Below are 17,780 nucleotides of genomic sequence, written 5' to 3' on the forward strand. Positions count from 1 at the left end.
GCGAGGTGCTGGTGCTCGGCATAACGGGCGCGGTCAGAGGCTGTCGAGGAAGGCGAGGACGGGGTCGGGGGCGGTGTAGCGGCCCGGCTTGCTGTCGGGTGGTGTGGTGCGGGCGAGGGCTCGTTCCTTGAGCGTCATGTCGGCGTGGAGGTAGATCATCGAGGTTTCCTGCGACTCGTGGCCGAGCCAGAGGGCGATCACGGAGGTGTCGGCCCCTGCGTGCAGCAGGGACATCGCCGCGGTGTGCCGAAGGGTGTGGGGCGTGACGTTCTTGGTGCGGAGAGACGCGCAGGCCACGGACGCGGCGGCGGTGTGCTTGGCGACGAGGCGGGCGACGGCATCCGGGCTGAGCCGGCCACCGCGGTGGGTGCAGAACAGCGGGTCGGTGGGGTCTCCGCCGCGTTCGGCGAGCCAGCCGCGCAGGACGGTGACCGTGTGGCGAGTGAGCGGGGTGGCGCGGTCCTTGCGGCCCTTGCCGTGGCAAAGGACGCGCGGGCCGCGTCCCAGGTAGATGTCCTGGAGTTGGACGCCGGTGAGTTCGCAAACGCGCAGACCGGTCTGGACGGCCAGGTGCAAAGGGTGTGGTCGCGGCGCCCCCACCAGGTGCTGAGGTCGGGTGCGGCCGGCAGGGCCTCGATCTCGTCCCGGGTGAGGTAGCAGACGTCGCGTCGCTCGGTGCGTTTGGAGGGGATGGCCAGCACCTGCTGGATCAGGGCGGAGTACTCAGGGGACCGGAAGGCCGCGTATCGGAACAGCGAGTGGATCGCGGCCGGTCGCGCGTTGCGGGTGGTGGTGCCGTTGCCCCGCGTGTTCTCCAGGTGTGTGAGGAACGCGCCGATCAGGGCGGCGTCGAGGTCGGCGAGGTCGAGGTCGGTGGGCTGTTTGCCGGTCTGCTGGCTCGCATAGCGAAACAGCAGACGGATGGTGTCGCGGTAGGCGACGACGGTGTGGCCGCTTGCCTGGCGCTGGTGGGCGAGCCGGTCGGTGAAGAAGCCCTGGACGAGGGGTGCCGGTGAGCTCATGGGAGATCTCCGAGGAAGGCGTCGAGCCGGCCTGCGGCCAGGGCGAGCAGTTCGGGGGCCGCCTGGAGATACCAGTAGGTCGAGACCGGATCGACATGGCCCAAGTAGGTGGACAGCAGTGGAAGTTGTGCCTGGACGTCCGTGCCGGTGCGGTACCAGTTGAGCATTGTGGCGATGCAGAAGGTGTGCCGCAGGTCGTGGATGCGGGGCTTCCGGCCGCCCGCCGCTGGACGGATGCCGGCAGCGTCGCGGAGCCGGGCGAAGGTCTCGGGGACGTGATGGGCGTCCAGGCGATCCCCGCGGGTGTTGACGAAGAACGCCGGGGTCGACACCACGGGCTGGAGCAGGTCGCGCCGCTGGTCGTGGACGTGCAGCGCCTGCATCGTGCTGGGGTGCACGGGGACCTCGCGGGCCTTGCCGAGTTTCCCCGCCCGGATAGTGAGCACCCCGGCGTCCCAGTCGACGTCGGAGCGGTCGAGTCCGCAGGCTTCACCGACGCGCATGCCAGTGGCGGCCAGCAGACCGATCAGGGTGGCGTAGTTGAGCGCCCGCAGCGGATGGCGGAGCCCGGTGGCGGCCGCCATCAGTGCGACGATCTCGTCCGGGGCGAACAGGTGCGGGGCGATGCGGCGATAGCGCAGGGGCATCAGATCCGGGTGCGGAATCTCGGTGGCCGGGTCGAGGGCCTGCAGATGCCGGGCGAAGATCCGTGCCACGGTGAGTCGCTTGTTCCAGGAAGCCGGGTTCACGCCGGGCGCGGTCCGCGTAGCCCAGGCCACCGCCAGGTCGGTGGTGATGGTGATGGCGCCGACGCCTTCGAGGTAGCTGATGAAGTCCATCAGCATCCTGCCGTGGCCCTCCAGCGTGAACCCCAGGTTCCGCCGCATGGTCAGGTAGTCCCCCGCGTGCTCGCGCAGACTGGTCATGACGCCTCCCCGGGCCAGGGCCGGGCCAATTCCCGCAGCCGTACTCGGTCGACCTTGGCGTAGATCGCCGTGGACAACTGGGACCGGTGCCGCAGGACTTGGCCGACTTCGGGCAGGGGTGCTCCGGCGGCCAGCAAGTCACTGGCCACCGTGTGCCGCAGCCGATGGGCGCCCAGCCGCGGCAGGCCGGTCCGCTTGCAGCCACGGGCGACGAGGGCACGGATGCCGCTGGCGGTGACGGACTGGCGAGGGGCACGCCCGGAGAGAAACAGGCGGCTGGTGGAAGAGTCGGAGGGACGGCCGTGCATCAGGTAGTCAGCCAGGGCCTCGCCGACGTCGGCCGGCAGCGGGAGGCGGTCGGTGAGCCCGCCCTTGCCGCGGATGGTCAGTTCACCGGACCGCCAGTCGACATCGTTGATCTCGATCGCGGCGGCCTCGCAGGCACGCAGCCCGAGCCGCGACAGGACGGTCAGGACCGCGAAGTCGCGCCGCCCGGCAGGGGTGCTCCGGTCGCATCCGGACAAAAGCGTGTTCACCTCGTCGGCTGTCAGGCGGCCCGGCAACGTGGCGAGTCTCCGGTTCGCCACCGTGGGCACCGCCCCCGCCAGCGGCCTGCTGATGCGGCCCGTGACGAACAAGAACCGCAGCAGTGACCGCAGACCGGTCACCATCTTCTTGGCATCGGCGGTGCTGCGGCACGCAGCCCCCTCCAGGACGAACCGGGTGACGTGCTCGGCGGTCAGACCGGCCAGGCCCTGCGCCAGCGGCAACGGCACCGTGGACAAGAACGCCCGTACCGGCGGCAGATAGCGGCGGACCGAAACCTCAACCACCCCACGCTCGTCCCGCAGGTACTGCCGGTACTCGCTCAGCAACACCCCCACCTCGCTGTCGTCGACGGGCACCAGGGCCTCCGGCACTGCCCCGACCGAGCGCAGATGGGCGAGGAGAGGAACGAGAGCACGCGAGCTCGTTCGCTTCCGGTAGTCCCGCCGACGAACGGCGAGGAACTCCGCGATCACCGGCCCTGCCAAGGCTTCCGGCTCCACGCCCCGGGCACCCATCCACCGGCTCAAGTGGGCCGTGAGTTGCATCAGCTCACAGGAAGACTTGGGGGTGTAGCCCTGGTGCAGCACCGCGGCACACAAGCCGACCGCGTACGGAGCCAGCGGCCCCGTCACCACTACTCGCGACGGATCACGCTCATACATGACCGCCCTCCAGACTGGGCTCCCAACCAGTCAGGCAGTCCAAGCCGCAGAACGCGACCCCTGCATTATTCCGACCGCCCCGTACCCGTTCACCGCCTCAGCCTGCGCGGTTCGTGTCAGGTCGGGATAACGCGAAGCGCGGAATAGTACGAATTACTCCGAGCTCGGAGTAATTCGTAGTCGCGGGCCAGTCTGCGGTGGAGCATGAGCCAGCCGTAGGTCCGCTCTATCGCCCAAGCACACTGAGTCTTTGCCAGTAACGGATCATGACGTTGCGTGATTGATCAGATGGTGCGGTCGTACTCGAGCTGGAGCAGGACGAGGGCTGCGGCGGCGATCTTCGTGATGCGGCTGGGGTCGAGGCTGATCCGGCGCAGGGCTTTGAAGGTCGTCTTGAGCAGGGAGCTGGCGCGCTCGCAGACGCCGTGGATGCCGCGGATGACCTTGTTGTACGTCTGCTGGGCCTCGGTCAGCTCGCTTCCGGCGGGCTTCTTGTACGGGTGTCGGAAGCCGTCGCCGGCGTTCTCGTGGCCGAGGTCGGCCAGGGTCGGCATGTCCAGCTCGGCGGCGATCCGGTTGAGGGCGTCAAGCAGACCGTGGTGGCGGGCGCAGGTGGTGTCGTGTTCGCGGCCCGGGCGGGCCGGTGAGACCCGGATCGGCCGGCCGTCCGGGGTTGAGATGACCTGCACGTTCCCGCCATGGTGCTGATGTTTTCCGGACCACCAGAGGTCCGCGCCGTTGGGGCCGGGAGCGGCGACGCGATCCGTGCGGACGACGGTGCCGTCGAGGTTCAGATGTGTCAGCCCGGCGGCCTTCGCGCGTTCCAGCGCAGTCGCCAGGTCCGGTGCCCCGGCCGCCGGAACGGTCAGTCCTTCATGGAGGTAACGGTAGGCGGTGGAGGTCGACAGGCCGTTGTCGCGGGCGAGTTGGGAAACGCGGGCGTTGTCGATGAACCAGCGCAGGACGAGCACTGCCTGCCGGAAGCAGCCCGGCGCACGCCTGCCCCTGCGGGTTCTGGCCGCGATGCGGTGGTCGCGAAGCAGCCGAGCCAGGTGCTCGGCGGTGGACCGCTCCACGTCGAGCACCGCGGTGTAACTGGTCGACACGTGAGGGCTACTAGCTGCTGTGGAGTCCATCAGCGAATCTCGGCCTTCGTCAGGTTCTCTTGATCGTTGGGGTTGCTGGTGTCGGGTTGTCAGCGGGGGCAGGTACGGTTCTTGGGGTGATCACGACGCATGCCTACCGGTTTGCGCTGGACCCGACGCCGCGTCAGGCCGGTGCGATGTCCGGCATGCCGGCGCGGCTCGTGTCGCCTACAGCTGGGGTCTGGCCGTGGTGAAGGCGGTCCCGGCGTGAGGCGGAACGCTCCTACGGCATTGCCGAGGCGGAGTTGACGCCTATGGTGTCGTGGTCGATGTACTGGCTGCGCAAGGCGTGGAACCAGGCAAAGGACGCCGTTGCCCCCTGGTGGGCGGTGTGCTCGAAGGAGGCGTACGCCACCGGTCTTGACCGGCTCGCGTCTGCGTTGAAGAACTGGGCCGCGCGGATCAAGTCCGCGACCGTCGGGCAGGAGGCCGAACGCTGGTTCGTCTCCTTCATCGTGGAAGTCCAGCGCGTGGAGCGTCCGCCCACCCGGCCGGATGCGGTGATCGGCGTCGATCTCGGGGTGAAGACCCTCGCGGTGTTCTCCGACGGGCGCCCGGCCACCGAGAACCCGAAGCACCTGGCCGAAGCACAGCGGAAGCTGGGCCGCCTGTCCCGTACGGTCTCCCGCCGCCGAGGGCCCGACCGGCGCACCGGACAGCAGCCCTCGAACCGGTGGAAGCGCGCCGACGCCCAGCGCAACCGCGTGCACCACCGCGTCACCGCGCTGCGCCGGGACGGCATACACAAGCTCACCACCTCCCTGGCTGGGGAGTACGGCACCGTGGTGGTGGAAGACCTCAACGTCGCCGGCATGGTGAAGAACCGGAAGCCGGCCCGCTCGATCGCGGATACCGGGTTCGGTGAGATCCGCCGGCAACTCGCCTACAAGACCGCCTGGAACAGCGGACGGCTCGAAGTCGCCGACCGCTGGTTCCCCAGCTCGAAAACGTGCAGTGCCTGCGGCAACGTGAAACCCAAGCTGCCGCTGCGGGTACGCACCTACATCTGCGAAGACTGCGGATTGGTCCTGGACCGGGATGAGAATGCCGCACTCAACCTCGCCGCACTCGTGAAGCGGCACGTCGCCGGGAGTGGCCCGGAGACAGTAAACGGACGTGGAGCCGACCGTAAGACCCCGCCTGGCCGGGCAGGTGGCCATGAAGCGTCTGCCCCGCACCGGCGACCCCTGCCCGGGTAAGACGGGGACCTTCGTCCAGTAATGGGCGAATCACTGCGATTCACTGAGAATCCAGCGAACGGTGGCGTAACTAGCTAGCGACGCCGAGGCCGCCGGGTGGGCCACCACGATGGTGGCCGGGGCGGAAAGGCCAGTCCGGACATGCCCCGGGCCCTGGGGGAGAAGAGATCCCCGGGGCCCGTTGTATGGAGTCGTGCGATTCAACGACGGTGCGGTGTTCGCGTCACGCGGTTGCTGGCTGCGGCACTTCCAGGGCGTCTGCCACTTGCGCGCCATTGCGGCCATCTGTGGTGGGAGCGCTGAAACCGCAGCCCGCCACCTACCGCAGGCCTGCTCAACGAACAAGCGCGGACGGCGAATACGGATGCGTCACAGACCTTCTTGGATCAGGAGCGCTCTGGTCATCCCTGCTGCTTCGTGCGGGCGGTTGAGGCTTGCCGAGTGTCCGCGCCGGAGCTGACGCGCCGCTGGGTCTCCTGGGGGCCGTGCCAGTCCAGGCACATGGCGGTGACATCGTCTTCGAGCCGGCCGCCGGCAGCGTCCCGGACTGCGGATGTCAGGGCCATTGCGGTCTCCCGCGGGTGCAGGCCCCGGGTCCGCTCCAGCAGGGCGGGCAGGTCGACCTTCTCTCCGTGGCGCTCGAGCATGCCGTCGGTGAACATGAGCAGACGGTCACCGGGGCGCAGATCGAGGTCCTGAACGCGGTAGGGGTGGGGTGTGAGCTCGGACAGTCCGAACGGATGGTCCACCTTGCAGGGGATCACCTCCACAGTTCCCTCGCGCATGCGTAGTGGCCAGGGGTGGCCGGCGTTGACGAGCTGGGCGTGTCCGGTGTGGAGGTTGATGCGCAGCAGCTGCCCGGTGGCGTGACCGTGGCCGTGGTCGATGAGTGCCTGGTCGGCCCGGTGGGCCTGCTCGGCCAGGCCGGCTCCTGCGCGGCGGGCGCCGCGCAGGGCGCTGACCAGGACCGTGGCGGCCAGGGCGGCGTCGATGTCGTGGCCCACGGGGTCGGTCACCGACACATGCAGGGTGTCACGGTCCAGGGTGTAGTCGAAGGTGTCGCCGCTGAGGTCTTCGGAGGGCTCCAGGTTCCCGCTCAGGGTGAACTGTGCAGCCTCGCACGACAGCGACGGGGGAAGCAGCTGGTACTGGATCTCTGCCGCCAGTGTGGGCGGCTTGGAGCGTTTGCCCCAGGTGTAGAGGTCGGTGAAGCGCCCGTTGGCGATCACGATGTACGCCAGGAGGTGGGCGGCTTCCCCGACCGCATCAAGGACGTTCTCGCCGGGGTCGGCGGGCAGGAGTAGTTCCAGCAGGCCGATCGCATCCCCCCGGTTGGTGACCGGCATGATCACCCGATGTCCGTGGCCGGTCGCCTCCTGATACAGCCGCTGGGTACGGATCACTTCCTCATAGACGCTGCCGAACATCGGGATCCGCTCCGCCTCCCGGCCACCCTCTGCAGGGGCGGTGGACAGCCGCGCTACCGCCTTCCCCGTCAGATCCACGATGAGGAATGAGACCTTCGTGGCCTCGAAACGCTGCCGCAGGTCCTCTGCGACCACGTCGACGGCCTCCACCGGTGCTGCTGTCTCCGCTGCCGTCAACACCCGGGGAAGACCACTTTGCCCACCACGCACGACTGCGGTCCCTTCCACCAGCCCCCTCCTACCAGCATGGGAACCGCCGCTAAGAGCGTCAATTTGTGAACACCCACGGTAAGCAAGGACGGTCACGGTCATGCGCTCGCGGAATCGAGAAACTCTGCAGGCCACAGGACACACACCGGGGCTTCTTTCCGAACCCCTGCCCGCGCGAGTAGCCAGCGCTCGGGTTGCTCAAGCCTGGTGACACCGGAAGAGAGGGGTGAGGGCCCGGGGCCGGGCGTTTGGCTAAGCCGGGCCCTCACGAGGAATCGCGCATCCGCGGGGGGACGGATGTTCATGGCGCGACGACCAGCTCAACGACGCGCACGCCGTCCAGGTAACTCACCACGGCCGGTCGGCCGGTCGGCCGGCCGGGTGGGCATGGCAGGGCACGGTCACCGGGTGTGCCCGCGGAAGGTGATCACCCACCGCACCCGGGGTTCGTTCCGCCCGGGCCCGCCCTGCAGCGGGAACGAGGAAGCCATCGAGGGCCAACCGGCCCTGGAAGGCTTGTCCCGTCTGCTCTTGTTGTTCGACTGGAACACCCCGACCTTAGACCTTCGCCCCGTCCTCCAGCCGCTCTGCGCCGGCTCTGGGGACCGTCACCGAGCCCGAGCGGGGCTTGTACTGCGTCCGGGCCGCAACGCCCCGGGTCGGTGCCGGCCCATTGGTCTTACCGGGTGAGGAGGGCGCTGACGGTCTTGCCGCCGGATGGCCGGCTGGTTACCGCGGTGGCGCGGGCGAGGCGGTTGACCATGGGCCAGCCGAAGCCGCCGGTGCCGCCGTTCAGGTCGGGGGTGCGCATGTGGGGGGCTTGCGGACTGTGGTCGTGCACGGCCACCTCAATGCTGTCCGGGTACGCGGTCAGGTTCAGGGTGCAGGTGCCGCCTGCGTGGCGCAGGGCGTTGGTGACGAGTTCCGAGACGACCAGGATCACGGTGTCGGCGGCCTCGGCCGCGATCGGATGCACAAGACCCTCGAGGAAGTCCCGGACGCTCTCGCGTGCGTGGGCGGCGGATGTCGTGGAGCGGGCGGGTGCGACGTCGATGCTCATCGTGTCCATCAGGTCACCCCGGTCTCTGAATCGTCCGATGCCCGGACTCGTCTGCGTGTGCTTGTGCCCTGCCTGTGGCCCGCTAACCGGGAGGTAGCGGTTCCTACGCCCGCTCTGGTCGCTGTTCGAGGTCGATTACCTCGCCGTCGAACACGCGGAAACCTGTGTTGGCCGGAGTAGACATTGGGCGGTGTTGTAGTTATGGTTTCTCTCGTAGCCCAGAGAGACAGCAGGGCCTGGCAGAGATGAACTGCCAGGCAGCAGTACCCGCAGTACACGTAGTTGCAGTACGCAGGACGGTGCGGTGGTGGAGTTTCGAAGCCAGGCTTTTGGCAGGACGGCGACGGGACTGAGGACCGGATCGGGTGGCCCGCAGTGATCAGGGGCCGCCGTGAGCAGTACCGCAGTAGCAGTTCAGTAAGTGCAGTTCGCAGTACCCAGCAGTGAAGTCAGTGAGCAGCACCTCGGTGAAGGCGTTTGCTGCGGACGCGCGCACCGGGAAGTTCGGCAGTGGGGTGCTAAGCCAGAGCAGATGCAGGACAGGCGACGGGGCTGGCTGCCGAAGAGTGACGCTTAGTCAGGTCACCAGCAGTTCGCATCACCAGTAGTGCAAAGCAGTACATCACCGAGGGAAGAACGGAGGAGCCCCGCGCCATCAGGATCGCCCGGGCGTAATCGCTGAGCCCGGGTACCGCAGGACATCGATAGTGAGGTGGTCTCCGGTCAGGCAACCGCGATCCCCGCGCCCCCGACAGCATCTCGGTCGGGCTAGCGGAAACAGAAGGCCGGCGCAGTACCAGGGCCGGCAGATGGTGTAGCAGTTCCTTCGGGGCCCTGGTGCCAAATGGCACCAGGGCCCCTCCACGCGTTCCACAGAGAGGTGCAATGACAGCAGACGACTCGTACGGCCGTCTCGACGACGACGACTACCCCGCCTACACCATGGGCCGGGCCGCCGAACTACTCGGCACCACGCCGAACTTCCTCCGCGCCCTTGGCGACGCCCGACTCATCACCCCGCTGCGCTCCGCAGGCGGCCACCGCCGCTACTCCCGCTACCAACTGCGCATCGCCGCCCGCGCCCGCGAACTCGTCGACCACGGCACCCCGATCGAGGCCGCCTGCCGCATCGTGATCCTCGAGGACCAGCTCGAAGAAGCCCAGTGTCTCAACGCCGAATACCGCCGCGCCGCCGGCTCGACGGCCGTGGCCCGGGAAAGCTGAGACCTGCAATCTCCCAGCACTTCGCGGGTGCGTCCCGCGCATGCTGCCCGGGACGCACCCGTTCTGAGCACCATCGTTCTCTACGATCGCCACCCGGACGCAGTAACGTGACGTCACGCCGCCTACTCCGGACCGTGGCTTTATCGAGCACTGACTGTTGTCAGCGAAGTTGGCCGGGCTGCTCTTGAATTGAGCCGTCCTTGGGACCGTCGTGAGCCCTGCCAAACCGGCTCTATATCTCCGGCCGCTCCATTTCACGCACCCACATCTGCCAACTATGTTCTGCGTCCACCCGCTGCCAGCCGTCCGGATCAGGCCCGTGCTCGAAGAAGCGGTACCTCCACGATGAAGCGACCTCGGAGAACCCCGAGCCGGGCCGCTTGCGGCAGTTCACCACCCAGCTCAAGGACAAGCTCCTGGAGGCCGGCGCCACGATGGGCGTCCCGATGGCCGAGCAGGCCCTCGGAGCGCTGGTGCAGTAGCGCCCCGCCGTGCAACGCCACGGAGCCCCGGGAGGTATGCCCTCCTGGGGCTCCGGCCTTCGTGGACGCTTCAGCGTGCGAAGCCGCTTCCCTACGCCGCCCAGCCGAGTCCGAGGCCAGCCAGCGCCTTCAGGGACCCCGTCGGGGGACCCGCATTCAACGGGCGCTTGTTCTCGAATCCTCGGTTCGCGTGAGGTGCTCGTGGTCCTGGTCGTCGTCGGCGTACGTGAAGTCGATGACGTACTCGAACGTGGCCGGGGTCGTCCGCCGGCACTCCGGGCGATGCCGACGGGGGGCGGACCCCGCCTGCCTGTCACCCCTACCCGAGCTCACCGGCCGCCTGAGCTAATTCTCTGTATCCGGGCCGTCCTTCTTCCCGAACTGCTGGTGCCAGTGCTGGAAGTCGATGCTCCGCCACGTCACGCCGGCCTCGATCTGCTGCAGGCTCAGGCCGGTCTCCTCGGCCAGGTCCTCGGGGCTGACGCCGTGCGGATGCTGTTGCATCGCCCGGGCGATCTTTCCTTGCCAGAGTTCGGCGTCCACGAACGGCCGGTGTTTGTACTGCTCAGCCAGTTCAGCGAGGTGTTGACGCGAACAACCGACGATCAGCCGCTTGCCGTCAAACTTGGGGTCGACCGTGATCGACGATGAGTCCGGGACTACCGCGGACCACCTCGCACTGTCCCAGGTCACGTCCCCACACAGGTCACACAGCTCAGGCTGAGCTTCGTCGCTGCCGTCCTCCGGCTCGCTCTCCGTCACCGCACCTGTCTATCGCTCACCCCTATCAAAGGCCGCCAGACGCTCCGGCTCCAGAAGTAACTTCTTTACGTACGCGCCCGGTTGTTGGCGTACACGTGAGCGAACGTGCCCAGTCACGTACGGATGGATGAACGTGCTCAGTTCTTGAGGTGCTGAGAGCTCTTGGTGCGCGATCGACGGCGACGTGGTGGAAGTTGTGGTGTGGGATTCCGATCCGGTGCTGCCGGTGGTGCGGGCCGCTGGTGCCGGCCGGGTGGGCCAGCACGGTCTGAAGACCGTGAGGGCAGCACCGCTGACGGCGTCAGTACGCAGGCTGCAGCCGTCTGTAATGGTTGGCGCCTTCGTGTCCTGGCTGCCCCATCCGGTTCGGCGGGCGGCACGACGCCGAGGCGTGGGTCAGAGAGAAGGTCACCAATAGTGGCGACGGCCGGCGACAGCGTGTCCCATGGAGCCCATGATCCACAGGACCGCGCCGATGACCGTGAGGATGATTCCGATTGTCCACAGGATCGCTATGCCGGTGATGAGGCCGACAGTCAGCAGAATGACGCCGATGAGGAGCATGACAGCCTCCGGTGCTCAATGGTGCCGCTTTTACTGTGGACTGCAACGTCGCGTATGTAAAGGGAGTCCCATCGGCGTGGGAAGCGGGGATGCGCAGTCTGCTTTGATATCTCCTGTGCCGCAGGTCTACCTTTAATCTTGGCCAGTGCTCCGGCGTTTACGCCGGGGGTGAAGGCCATCTCAGGACTGCTCTGACCCGTGCTGTGGGCACGGGTCCGAAGTGTTGCCCTCAGCCCGTGGGGCGCTTCTGGTTCTCGATGTACTGATCTTTGATGCCGTGCTTGATGATCTGGTCAGTTCGGCATACCGGATGCATGGGGACTCGAACTCGCAGGCTGCTGAGCCCAGTTGAGCTGGAGCGGCGGCGCATGCAGGCGGCGGACTTATTCGAACAAGAGATGCGGCAGGTCAAGGTCGCGGAGGTGCTCGGGGTGACGCCGCAGGCAGTCAGCCTGTGGCGTCGGGCATGGGCCGAAGGCGGCCGTGAGGCCCTGCTGTCCAAGGGGCCGGGCGGCAGCTCGTATCTGAGCGCGGCGCAGGAGCGGGAGCTGGAGGATTTTCTTCGGGCAGGGCCCACGACGCACGGCTGGGAGGACCAGCGGTGGACGCTGGCGCGGATCGGCCGGCTGATCGAGGAGCGCTTCGGCGTCACGTACGAGGTCTCGGGGGTGTGGCGGTTGCTGGACCGCCTGGGCTGGTCGTGGCAGGTGCCCAAGGTGCGGGCCGTCGAGCGGGACGAGGAGGCGATTGCCGCATGGCGCACGGAAACGTGGCCGGCGGCTTCCCATCCGCGCAGGTCAAAGCCGTCGGCGGGTGGGTTTGCTTCGAGGACGAGGCCGGGGCCTGGCTGAACGGGCCGGTCCGCCGCAGCTGGGGCAAGGCCGGGCAGACGCCGGTGCTGAGGCTGTCCGGGAAACACAACGACAAGATCAGCATGGTCGCGTGGATCTGCTTCAAGGACGGCGAAGATCCCCGGATGATCTACGCGATCAAGCCGTCGGGCGGCTACCGGAAGAAGGACTTTCCCCGGTTCCTGGCCCTGCTGCACCGCCGCCTGGACGGCCCGGTCACCGTCATCTGGGACAACTACTCCAGCCACATCAGCAAGCACGTGAAGCAGTACGCGCACAAGCAGGACTGGCTCACGATCATCCAGATGCCGTCCTACGCCCCGGAGTTGAACCCCGTGGAGCTGCTGTGGGCGCACGCGAAGGAGAAGCTCGCGAACCGGGCGTTCCGTTCGATTCACGAGCTTCACCGGGCCGCGAAGAACGCCCTGCGCTACATCCAGCGCCATCCCGAACTCCTCCTGGCATTCCTGGCCGGAACCGGCCTCGAACTCACCCCGCCAGCATCAAGCCCGTAGTCAAGGATCAGTACTGCTTCACGACGGTCAGGGGCGCCCCGCCGCAGCTTCCGGCGAAGTACGAGCCGGACCAGAAGTGACCGCCCCACAGGTATCGGCGCACGTGAGCGTCGTGCTCCTTGCGCAGCAGCCGTGCGGATACGCCCTTGAGGGAGTTGACCAGCTTGGAGAGCTGGACCTTTGGCGGGTAGTGCACGAGGAGATGTACGTGATCGTCCTCGCCGTTGAACTGTTTCAGCTCGGCCTCGAAGTCGGCGCACACCTCCCTCATGATCTCTTCGCAGCGCGTCAGCATGGCGTCCGTCATGGCCTTGCGCCGGTACTTCGTGACGAAGACCAAATGAACGTGCAGGTTGTAGACGACGTGGCGGCCGGTGCGTACATCGGGGTTTGGTTTCCAGCGTGGTGACATGAACCAAGTATGTATGATGATCGCTATGCAGCTTCGGTATGGGTTCCGCCTATACCCGAACGGTCCTCAGCGCTCGGCGCCGGCCAGGGCGTTCGGGTGCTCGCGGGTCGTCTTCAACGACGCGCTCCGCGTCCGCGAGGACGCCCGCGCCGCCGGGCTGCCGTTCATCACATCCGGCGAGCTGTCCAAGCGGCTCACCGCGTCGAAGAAGACGCCGGAGCGGGCATGGCTCGGTGGAGTGTCCTCGGTGATCCTCCAGCAGTCCCTTCGGGACCTGGACACCGCGTAGCGGAACTTCTTCGACTCCCTCAAGGGCAAGCGCCCCAAGATAGGGGCCGCCCCGCTTCAAGAGCCGTAAGGACAACCGGCAGGCCGTACGGTTCACCGCCAACGCCGGATGGAAGATCACTCCCGGCGGGAAGCTGCGCCTGCCGAAGGTCGGCGATGTGAGCGTGAAGTGGTCCCGCTCCCTTCCCTCGGTCCCGTCCACGGTGACCGTGATCAAGGACGCGGCCGGGCGGTACTTCGCGAGCTTCATCGTGGAAACCGACGCGAACGAGGTTCTGCCCGAGGTCACGCCCAAGGTCGGCATCGACCTGGGCCTGTCCCACTTCGCGATCCTCTCCGACGGCACGAAGATCGACAGCCCCCGCTTCCTGCGCCGGGCCGAGAAGAAGCTCAAGGCGGAACAGCGCCGCCTGTCCCGCAAGGCCAAGGCCGGCAACAACCGGACCAAGGCCCGTATCAAGGTCGCCCGTGCCCATGCGCAGGTGGCCGACGCACGGCGCGAGTTCCACCACCAGCTCTCCACCAAGCTGATTCGCGAAAACCAAGCGGTCGCGGTGGAAGACCTGGCGGTCAAGGGACTCGCCCGTACGCGCATGGCCAAGTCCGTGCACGACGCCGGATGGTCGGCGTTCCTGGCGATGGAGTACAAGGTCGCCCGGTACGGGCGCACCCTCGTGAAGATCGGCCGCTTCGAGCCGACCTCTCAGGTGTGCTCGCAGTGCGGCGTCAAGGACGGCCCCAAGCCGCTGCACATCCGGGAATGGACGTGCGGGGCGTGCGGGGCCGTCCTCGATCGGGACATCAACGCGGCGGTCAACGTCGCCAAGGCGGCTGGACCAGCCGTTTCAGCCTGTGGAGCGCAGGTAAGACGGGCATCCGTGCCCGCACAGCGCGATGAAGCAGGAACCCACCCGAACGCAAGCCGGACATCCGGCAGCCAGACGGGAATCGCCCTCCATTAGGTCAGGGCTTGATCAAGTTCCGTAGGTGTCGCGGTTGTTGATGATGCCCAGGATCGGGAGTGCTCGTTCGGGTTCGTCGCGGATGGCCCGGGTGGTCTTGGCGATGTTGTTGGCTCCGAGGACCTTCAGCACGCCGATGGCGAGGTTGCGGAAGGTCGCCATGGCCCGGGGCGCGGTCCCGGTGTGGACGGTGGAGGCGTCCTCGGCGAAGGTGACGTCTCTGATGTGGTGCGAGGAGTTCTCCACTCCCCAGTGCCCGCGAATCGCGGCGGCCAGGTCGGCCGGGCAGGCCTGGTGGGCGTCCAGGCTGGTCACGGCGTAGACGCTCTCACGACTCTCGCGCCGGCCGGTGAGCTTGCGGCGGCGGTGGATGCGGATGGCCAGGCGGGCGTGGGGAAACGGGATTCCGCCGAGTTCGTCGGCGATTCCGCAGGTTTTGATCGAGCGGGACTCCCGCCGGCCGTGCCCGGTCCCGGAGGCGGTGTGCTGGACGGCGATGTCCCGCCAGGGCAGGGCCGCCAGCCGGCGGTGGGCGGTCGGCTGGTTGGTCTTGATCACGGCGATGTAGTGCGCTTTCTTCGTCTCGACAAGCCAGGAAACGTTCGCCTTGACCGAGTGCAGCGCGTCGAAGGTGACGACAGTGCCGGCCAGGTCCAGCGGCTCCAGCAGCGGGCGGAAGTGGGTGGTCTCGTTCGTCTTCGCGCCGACCTCCACCTGGCCGAGGGTCACGACTGGGCCGTGGGTGACCACCGACAGCAGGTGCCGGCGTGCCGAGGTGAGACGGGCCGAACCCTTGAGCGCTTTGCCGTCAAGGGCAAGGACGCGCAGCCGCCCGGGCGCGGGTGCCGCCGGCTGCCCCGTGGCCCTGGTCGCGGTGCCGGTGACGGCGTGGTGCCGGTCGGTCAGGTAGGCGCCCACCGCCCGGTCCAGGGCATCACCGTCCACGGCGCCCAGCGCGCGCCCGATCGTCACGGGCGAGGGGGTGCGCCGCCACCCGAGCAGATGACGGCGGATACCCAGGGCCGCCAGTAGCCTGCCCGAGGCCCTCGCACCCCATTCGGCGAGCTCGTCGATGCTCTTCGCTCCCGAGACGACCGCGCAGGCACACACCAGCAGGATCGACGTCAGCGAGTACCACCGGCCCCGCCGCGAGCGTGGGTCGGGGATGGAGTCGAAGTAGGGACGCAGGTCGGCGACCTGGCCGACGTCCAGCGACCCCAGATTCCCCAGCACGGCAGGGATCGGTGAAGATACAGCGGCAGGCACGGGCCACCTCATGATCATCGGGCGTAAGACACCACAATGATCACGAAGCCCGTGCCTGCACTGCTATCTACCCCTCACGCAACAACTGCCGCGAGCATGGAACTTGAAGCCGCCCTGCCATTAGGTGGGCGAGGATTTCAACCGACTCAGATCTCCTCTGCTTGATCTCTAAGGAACTGGGTGGTCTGCCAGGCCAGAGTGTGTTCGATCTGAATGATGCTCAGCCCGCTCTCTTCAGTGAGTTGCTCCTCGCTCACGCCCGCTGGGTGAGCGCGCAATACCCGCGCGATCTTGGCCGCCCATAGTTCTTCTTTCACGAACGGTCGGCTCATATAGACACAGCGCACCAGGTTAAGGTGTTCCTTGCAGCAGGCGATCAGCTGCCGCACGCCGTCCAGATCTGGCTCAGTCGGGTGCAGCACGGACGTGTCGGGAACCAGACCGAATACCTGCTGGCCCGCCGTGACAGGCAGTCCGCAGTGTGCACACAGCACCGGCGAAATTTCCGACCAGCCCTCAGGAGAACACGTCACCCTTCCTATCTAACGCCGCTCGCCATCGGCCGCACCTGCATACCTCAACCGAGCACCCGGTTGACGCACGCGCGAGCAGCTCAACGCACGGCGGGACCGCAAGGCCAGGCTCGAAGGCGCCAGAGGCGTCTCGGCCACCCCTGATCGGACCCGGTCTGGCCATCCGCTCTTCAGCGTAGTCCCAGGTCAACGACCTGGGACTACGCGGGTTCGGGTGTGTTGGCGATGAGGATCTGAGCGGCCTGGGTGTTGTTGTCGGCGCGGACGGCGCGGGCCATCGCTTCGCGGGCGGCGTCGGCTGTGGTGTCCGGGGGGACCACCAGCAGGGCGAAGTGGTCGTTGTGGCCGCGGGTGATGAGGACGGTGTCGTCGCCGACCGAGTCGGAGTCGAGGTGCACGATTTGGTCGTCGATGACCAGGCGGGTGGGGAGGCCGTTCCAGGCTGACGCGTCCACGCCCACCCGGGTGATCGGTCCGAGGTGCCCGGTCAACACGCTGATCAGGGAGGGCAGTTCGGTCTCGATGTCGCGCGTGCGCGGCCACCACGCGCCGTCCAGGAGCCCTTCCCGGGATTGCGTGGTCTCCAGCCGCAGCAGGGCTGCGCCCGGTTTGACCGCCTGGTGGATCGCATCGGGCAGGAGCAGCGGGGGCGTGTGGGGGAGGTCGGAGTCAGCCATGGAGGTCCGCCCGTCTACGGGGTGCGGCAGTGTGTCCTCGCAGTTCGACGCCGGCGCCGGTGCCCGGTCGGCGACGCGCACGAGCCCGCTGTCGTTTCACGATACTCCCGCCGCCCGCTCCACCGTCCGCCGGAAATTACCTGGTCACGCGGGTCATGGTCCGCTGAACGGGCGTACAGTGGAAGTACCGGGAGTACTTCGCACACCGGCTTCCACGCGGGTGTCATTTCCGGCGACCACGAAAAACCGGGCTGTCGACGGACAGCCCGGGGGCAGGTCCGCATCATGACCACGACCCTCGAGTGGACCGCGCCCCGCGACCTCGCCGCAGAGTTCCCGGCACGCTTGTCCCTCACTCCGAAGACCACCCTCGCCGGCCGGCTGGACGGGGCCTGGTGGCCCTACTCCCGCGACCTCGAAGGCGAGCTCCCACCGCTCGTCGCCGCCCTGGAGGAACCCTGGGGGCGCATCACCCGCGTTACTGTGAACCCCGCACGCTGGCCCGTGGTCCCGCACATGGTGCCCGTGGACGGGCGCAAGTTGCACGTGGGCTGGTTCACCGAGCAGGACCCCGACAAGCTCATCCTGCTCTCCTACACCGTCGGGCGCTGGGACCTCCTCGTCATCCCGCCCGAGACCGCACCCGCAGCTGCGGCCCGCCTGATGGTCGCCGCAGCGATCCCGGGCAGCGTCCTCACCGCAGGCGTCCTGATGACCAACGAAGCCGTCATCGGGCGCGGCATCCGTGACGCCCTGCGCCGGGAAGCCATCTGGGAGGGCGAAGGCGGAGCCTGTATGTCCCCCTTCGGAAGCCCGATCGGACGAAGCGCCCTCCCGCTGCCCGAAAACGGCTGGAGGTGAGCTCCATGGAGACCCTCGTCATCATCGCGCGCTCGCACCACTGCTCGGCCAGTAGCCGTCGTACGGAGCGGTATTGACTGCCGAAGCTGACTCTTGCCAAGGCACCGCCCAGGGGCTTTGGTATAGAACGGCGAAGCGAGCGGGCGGAGTAGAATAGGGGCAGGGCACGAGAAGTAAGAAGAC

At 67.6% G+C, this 17,780-nt stretch carries 17 protein-coding genes and 3 pseudogenes; 6 read left to right on the top strand and 14 right to left on the bottom strand.

The annotated features are described in order from the left end of the window. Positions 1-33: 33 nt before the first annotated feature. The 6 genes and pseudogenes from OG331_RS51105 to OG331_RS51130 form a co-directional block, all read right to left on the bottom strand. The gene (locus OG331_RS51105; RefSeq protein WP_406190754.1) at positions 34-576 is read right to left on the bottom strand and encodes a tyrosine-type recombinase/integrase; all 543 of its coding nucleotides are present in this window, start codon (positions 574-576) and stop codon (positions 34-36) included. A 221-nt stretch (positions 577-797) separates the two neighbouring features. Further along, positions 798-1,022 (bottom strand): annotated as a pseudogene (locus OG331_RS51110) (site-specific integrase); the annotation flags it as partial. Further along, the gene (locus OG331_RS51115; RefSeq protein WP_406190751.1) at positions 1,019-1,948 is read right to left on the bottom strand and encodes a tyrosine-type recombinase/integrase; all 930 of its coding nucleotides are present in this window, start codon (positions 1,946-1,948) and stop codon (positions 1,019-1,021) included. The pseudogene OG331_RS51110 and the gene OG331_RS51115, both read right to left, overlap by 4 nt. Then, positions 1,945-3,159: a site-specific integrase gene (locus OG331_RS51120; protein ID WP_406190748.1), complete on the bottom strand. Its 1,215-nt coding sequence runs from the start codon at positions 3,157-3,159 to the stop codon at positions 1,945-1,947. The genes OG331_RS51115 and OG331_RS51120 overlap by 4 nt, the downstream gene beginning before the upstream one ends. Positions 3,160-3,308: 149 nt before the next feature. Next, positions 3,309-3,395: pseudogene (locus OG331_RS51125) on the bottom strand (IS5/IS1182 family transposase); the annotation flags it as partial. Between the two features lie 48 nt (positions 3,396-3,443). After that, a complete protein-coding gene (locus tag OG331_RS51130) occupies positions 3,444-4,244 on the bottom strand; it encodes a transposase family protein (RefSeq protein WP_406209567.1) in 801 nt (266 codons plus the stop codon). Positions 4,245-4,558: 314 nt separating this feature from the next. Between OG331_RS51130 and OG331_RS51135 the strand changes: the two genes are divergently transcribed. After that, entirely contained in the window at positions 4,559-5,503 is a 945-nt protein-coding gene (locus tag OG331_RS51135) for an RNA-guided endonuclease TnpB family protein (RefSeq protein WP_406190745.1), read from the top strand. A gap of 401 nt (positions 5,504-5,904) precedes the next feature. On the opposite strand, the gene OG331_RS51140 is transcribed toward OG331_RS51135, so the two are convergent. Continuing rightward, the gene (locus OG331_RS51140) at positions 5,905-7,080 is read right to left on the bottom strand and encodes a PP2C family protein-serine/threonine phosphatase (protein ID WP_406190742.1); all 1,176 of its coding nucleotides are present in this window, start codon (positions 7,078-7,080) and stop codon (positions 5,905-5,907) included. 739 nt (positions 7,081-7,819) lie between these two features. After that, positions 7,820-8,209 carry an ATP-binding protein gene (locus OG331_RS51145; protein WP_406190739.1) on the bottom strand — a complete coding sequence of 130 codons (390 nt, stop codon included), beginning with the start codon at positions 8,207-8,209 and terminating at the stop codon, positions 7,820-7,822. A gap of 876 nt (positions 8,210-9,085) precedes the next feature. Here OG331_RS51145 and OG331_RS51150 point away from each other — a divergent pair. Beyond that, positions 9,086-9,424, top strand: a complete 339-nt coding sequence (locus tag OG331_RS51150) for a MerR family transcriptional regulator (protein ID WP_406190736.1) — start codon at positions 9,086-9,088, stop codon at positions 9,422-9,424. An 827-nt stretch (positions 9,425-10,251) separates the two neighbouring features. On the opposite strand, the gene OG331_RS51155 is transcribed toward OG331_RS51150, so the two are convergent. After that, on the bottom strand, positions 10,252-10,668 hold the full coding sequence (locus tag OG331_RS51155; RefSeq protein ID WP_406190734.1) for a hypothetical protein: 417 nt from the start codon (positions 10,666-10,668) through the stop codon (positions 10,252-10,254). 408 nt (positions 10,669-11,076) lie between these two features. Then, complete coding sequence (locus tag OG331_RS51160) at positions 11,077-11,232, bottom strand: DUF6131 family protein (RefSeq protein ID WP_406190732.1); 156 nt, start codon at positions 11,230-11,232, stop codon at positions 11,077-11,079. Positions 11,233-11,546: 314 nt separating this feature from the next. Between OG331_RS51160 and OG331_RS51165 the strand changes: the two genes are divergently transcribed. Both OG331_RS51165 and OG331_RS51170 read left to right on the top strand, forming a co-directional pair. Beyond that, positions 11,547-12,083 carry a winged helix-turn-helix domain-containing protein gene (locus tag OG331_RS51165; RefSeq protein ID WP_406190729.1) on the top strand — a complete coding sequence of 179 codons (537 nt, stop codon included), beginning with the start codon at positions 11,547-11,549 and terminating at the stop codon, positions 12,081-12,083. After that, positions 11,987-12,598, top strand: coding sequence for an IS630 family transposase (locus OG331_RS51170; protein ID WP_406190727.1), 612 nt, complete (start codon positions 11,987-11,989; stop codon positions 12,596-12,598). Before OG331_RS51165 ends, OG331_RS51170 begins: the two co-directional genes overlap by 97 nt. Before the next feature lie 7 nt (positions 12,599-12,605). Here OG331_RS51170 and tnpA read toward each other — a convergent pair whose 3' ends face one another. Beyond that, positions 12,606-13,010 carry an IS200/IS605 family transposase gene (tnpA, locus tag OG331_RS51175; protein WP_406190724.1) on the bottom strand — a complete coding sequence of 135 codons (405 nt, stop codon included), beginning with the start codon at positions 13,008-13,010 and terminating at the stop codon, positions 12,606-12,608. A 25-nt stretch (positions 13,011-13,035) separates the two neighbouring features. On the opposite strand from tnpA, the pseudogene OG331_RS51180 reads away from it, so the two are divergent. Beyond that, positions 13,036-14,260 (top strand): annotated as a pseudogene (locus OG331_RS51180) (RNA-guided endonuclease InsQ/TnpB family protein). Between the two features lie 12 nt (positions 14,261-14,272). On the opposite strand, the gene OG331_RS51185 reads toward OG331_RS51180, so the two are convergent. The 3 genes from OG331_RS51185 to OG331_RS51195 form a co-directional block, all read right to left on the bottom strand. Beyond that, the gene (locus OG331_RS51185) at positions 14,273-15,493 is read right to left on the bottom strand and encodes an ISAs1 family transposase (protein ID WP_406190588.1); all 1,221 of its coding nucleotides are present in this window, start codon (positions 15,491-15,493) and stop codon (positions 14,273-14,275) included. Between the two features lie 179 nt (positions 15,494-15,672). Next, positions 15,673-16,059: a hypothetical protein gene (locus tag OG331_RS51190; RefSeq protein WP_406190721.1), complete on the bottom strand. Its 387-nt coding sequence runs from the start codon at positions 16,057-16,059 to the stop codon at positions 15,673-15,675. Between the two features lie 200 nt (positions 16,060-16,259). Beyond that, the gene (locus OG331_RS51195) at positions 16,260-16,736 is read right to left on the bottom strand and encodes a DUF5994 family protein (RefSeq protein ID WP_406190718.1); all 477 of its coding nucleotides are present in this window, start codon (positions 16,734-16,736) and stop codon (positions 16,260-16,262) included. Positions 16,737-17,021: 285 nt separating this feature from the next. Here OG331_RS51195 and OG331_RS51200 point away from each other — a divergent pair, with 285 nt between their 5' ends. Further along, positions 17,022-17,597, top strand: a complete 576-nt coding sequence (locus OG331_RS51200; protein WP_406190715.1) for a DUF5994 family protein — start codon at positions 17,022-17,024, stop codon at positions 17,595-17,597. Positions 17,598-17,780: the final 183 nt, after the last annotated feature.

It is taken from the genome of Streptomyces sp. NBC_01017, from assembly GCF_045162795.1.
Lineage (GTDB): Bacteria > Actinomycetota > Actinomycetes > Streptomycetales > Streptomycetaceae > Streptomyces > Streptomyces machairae.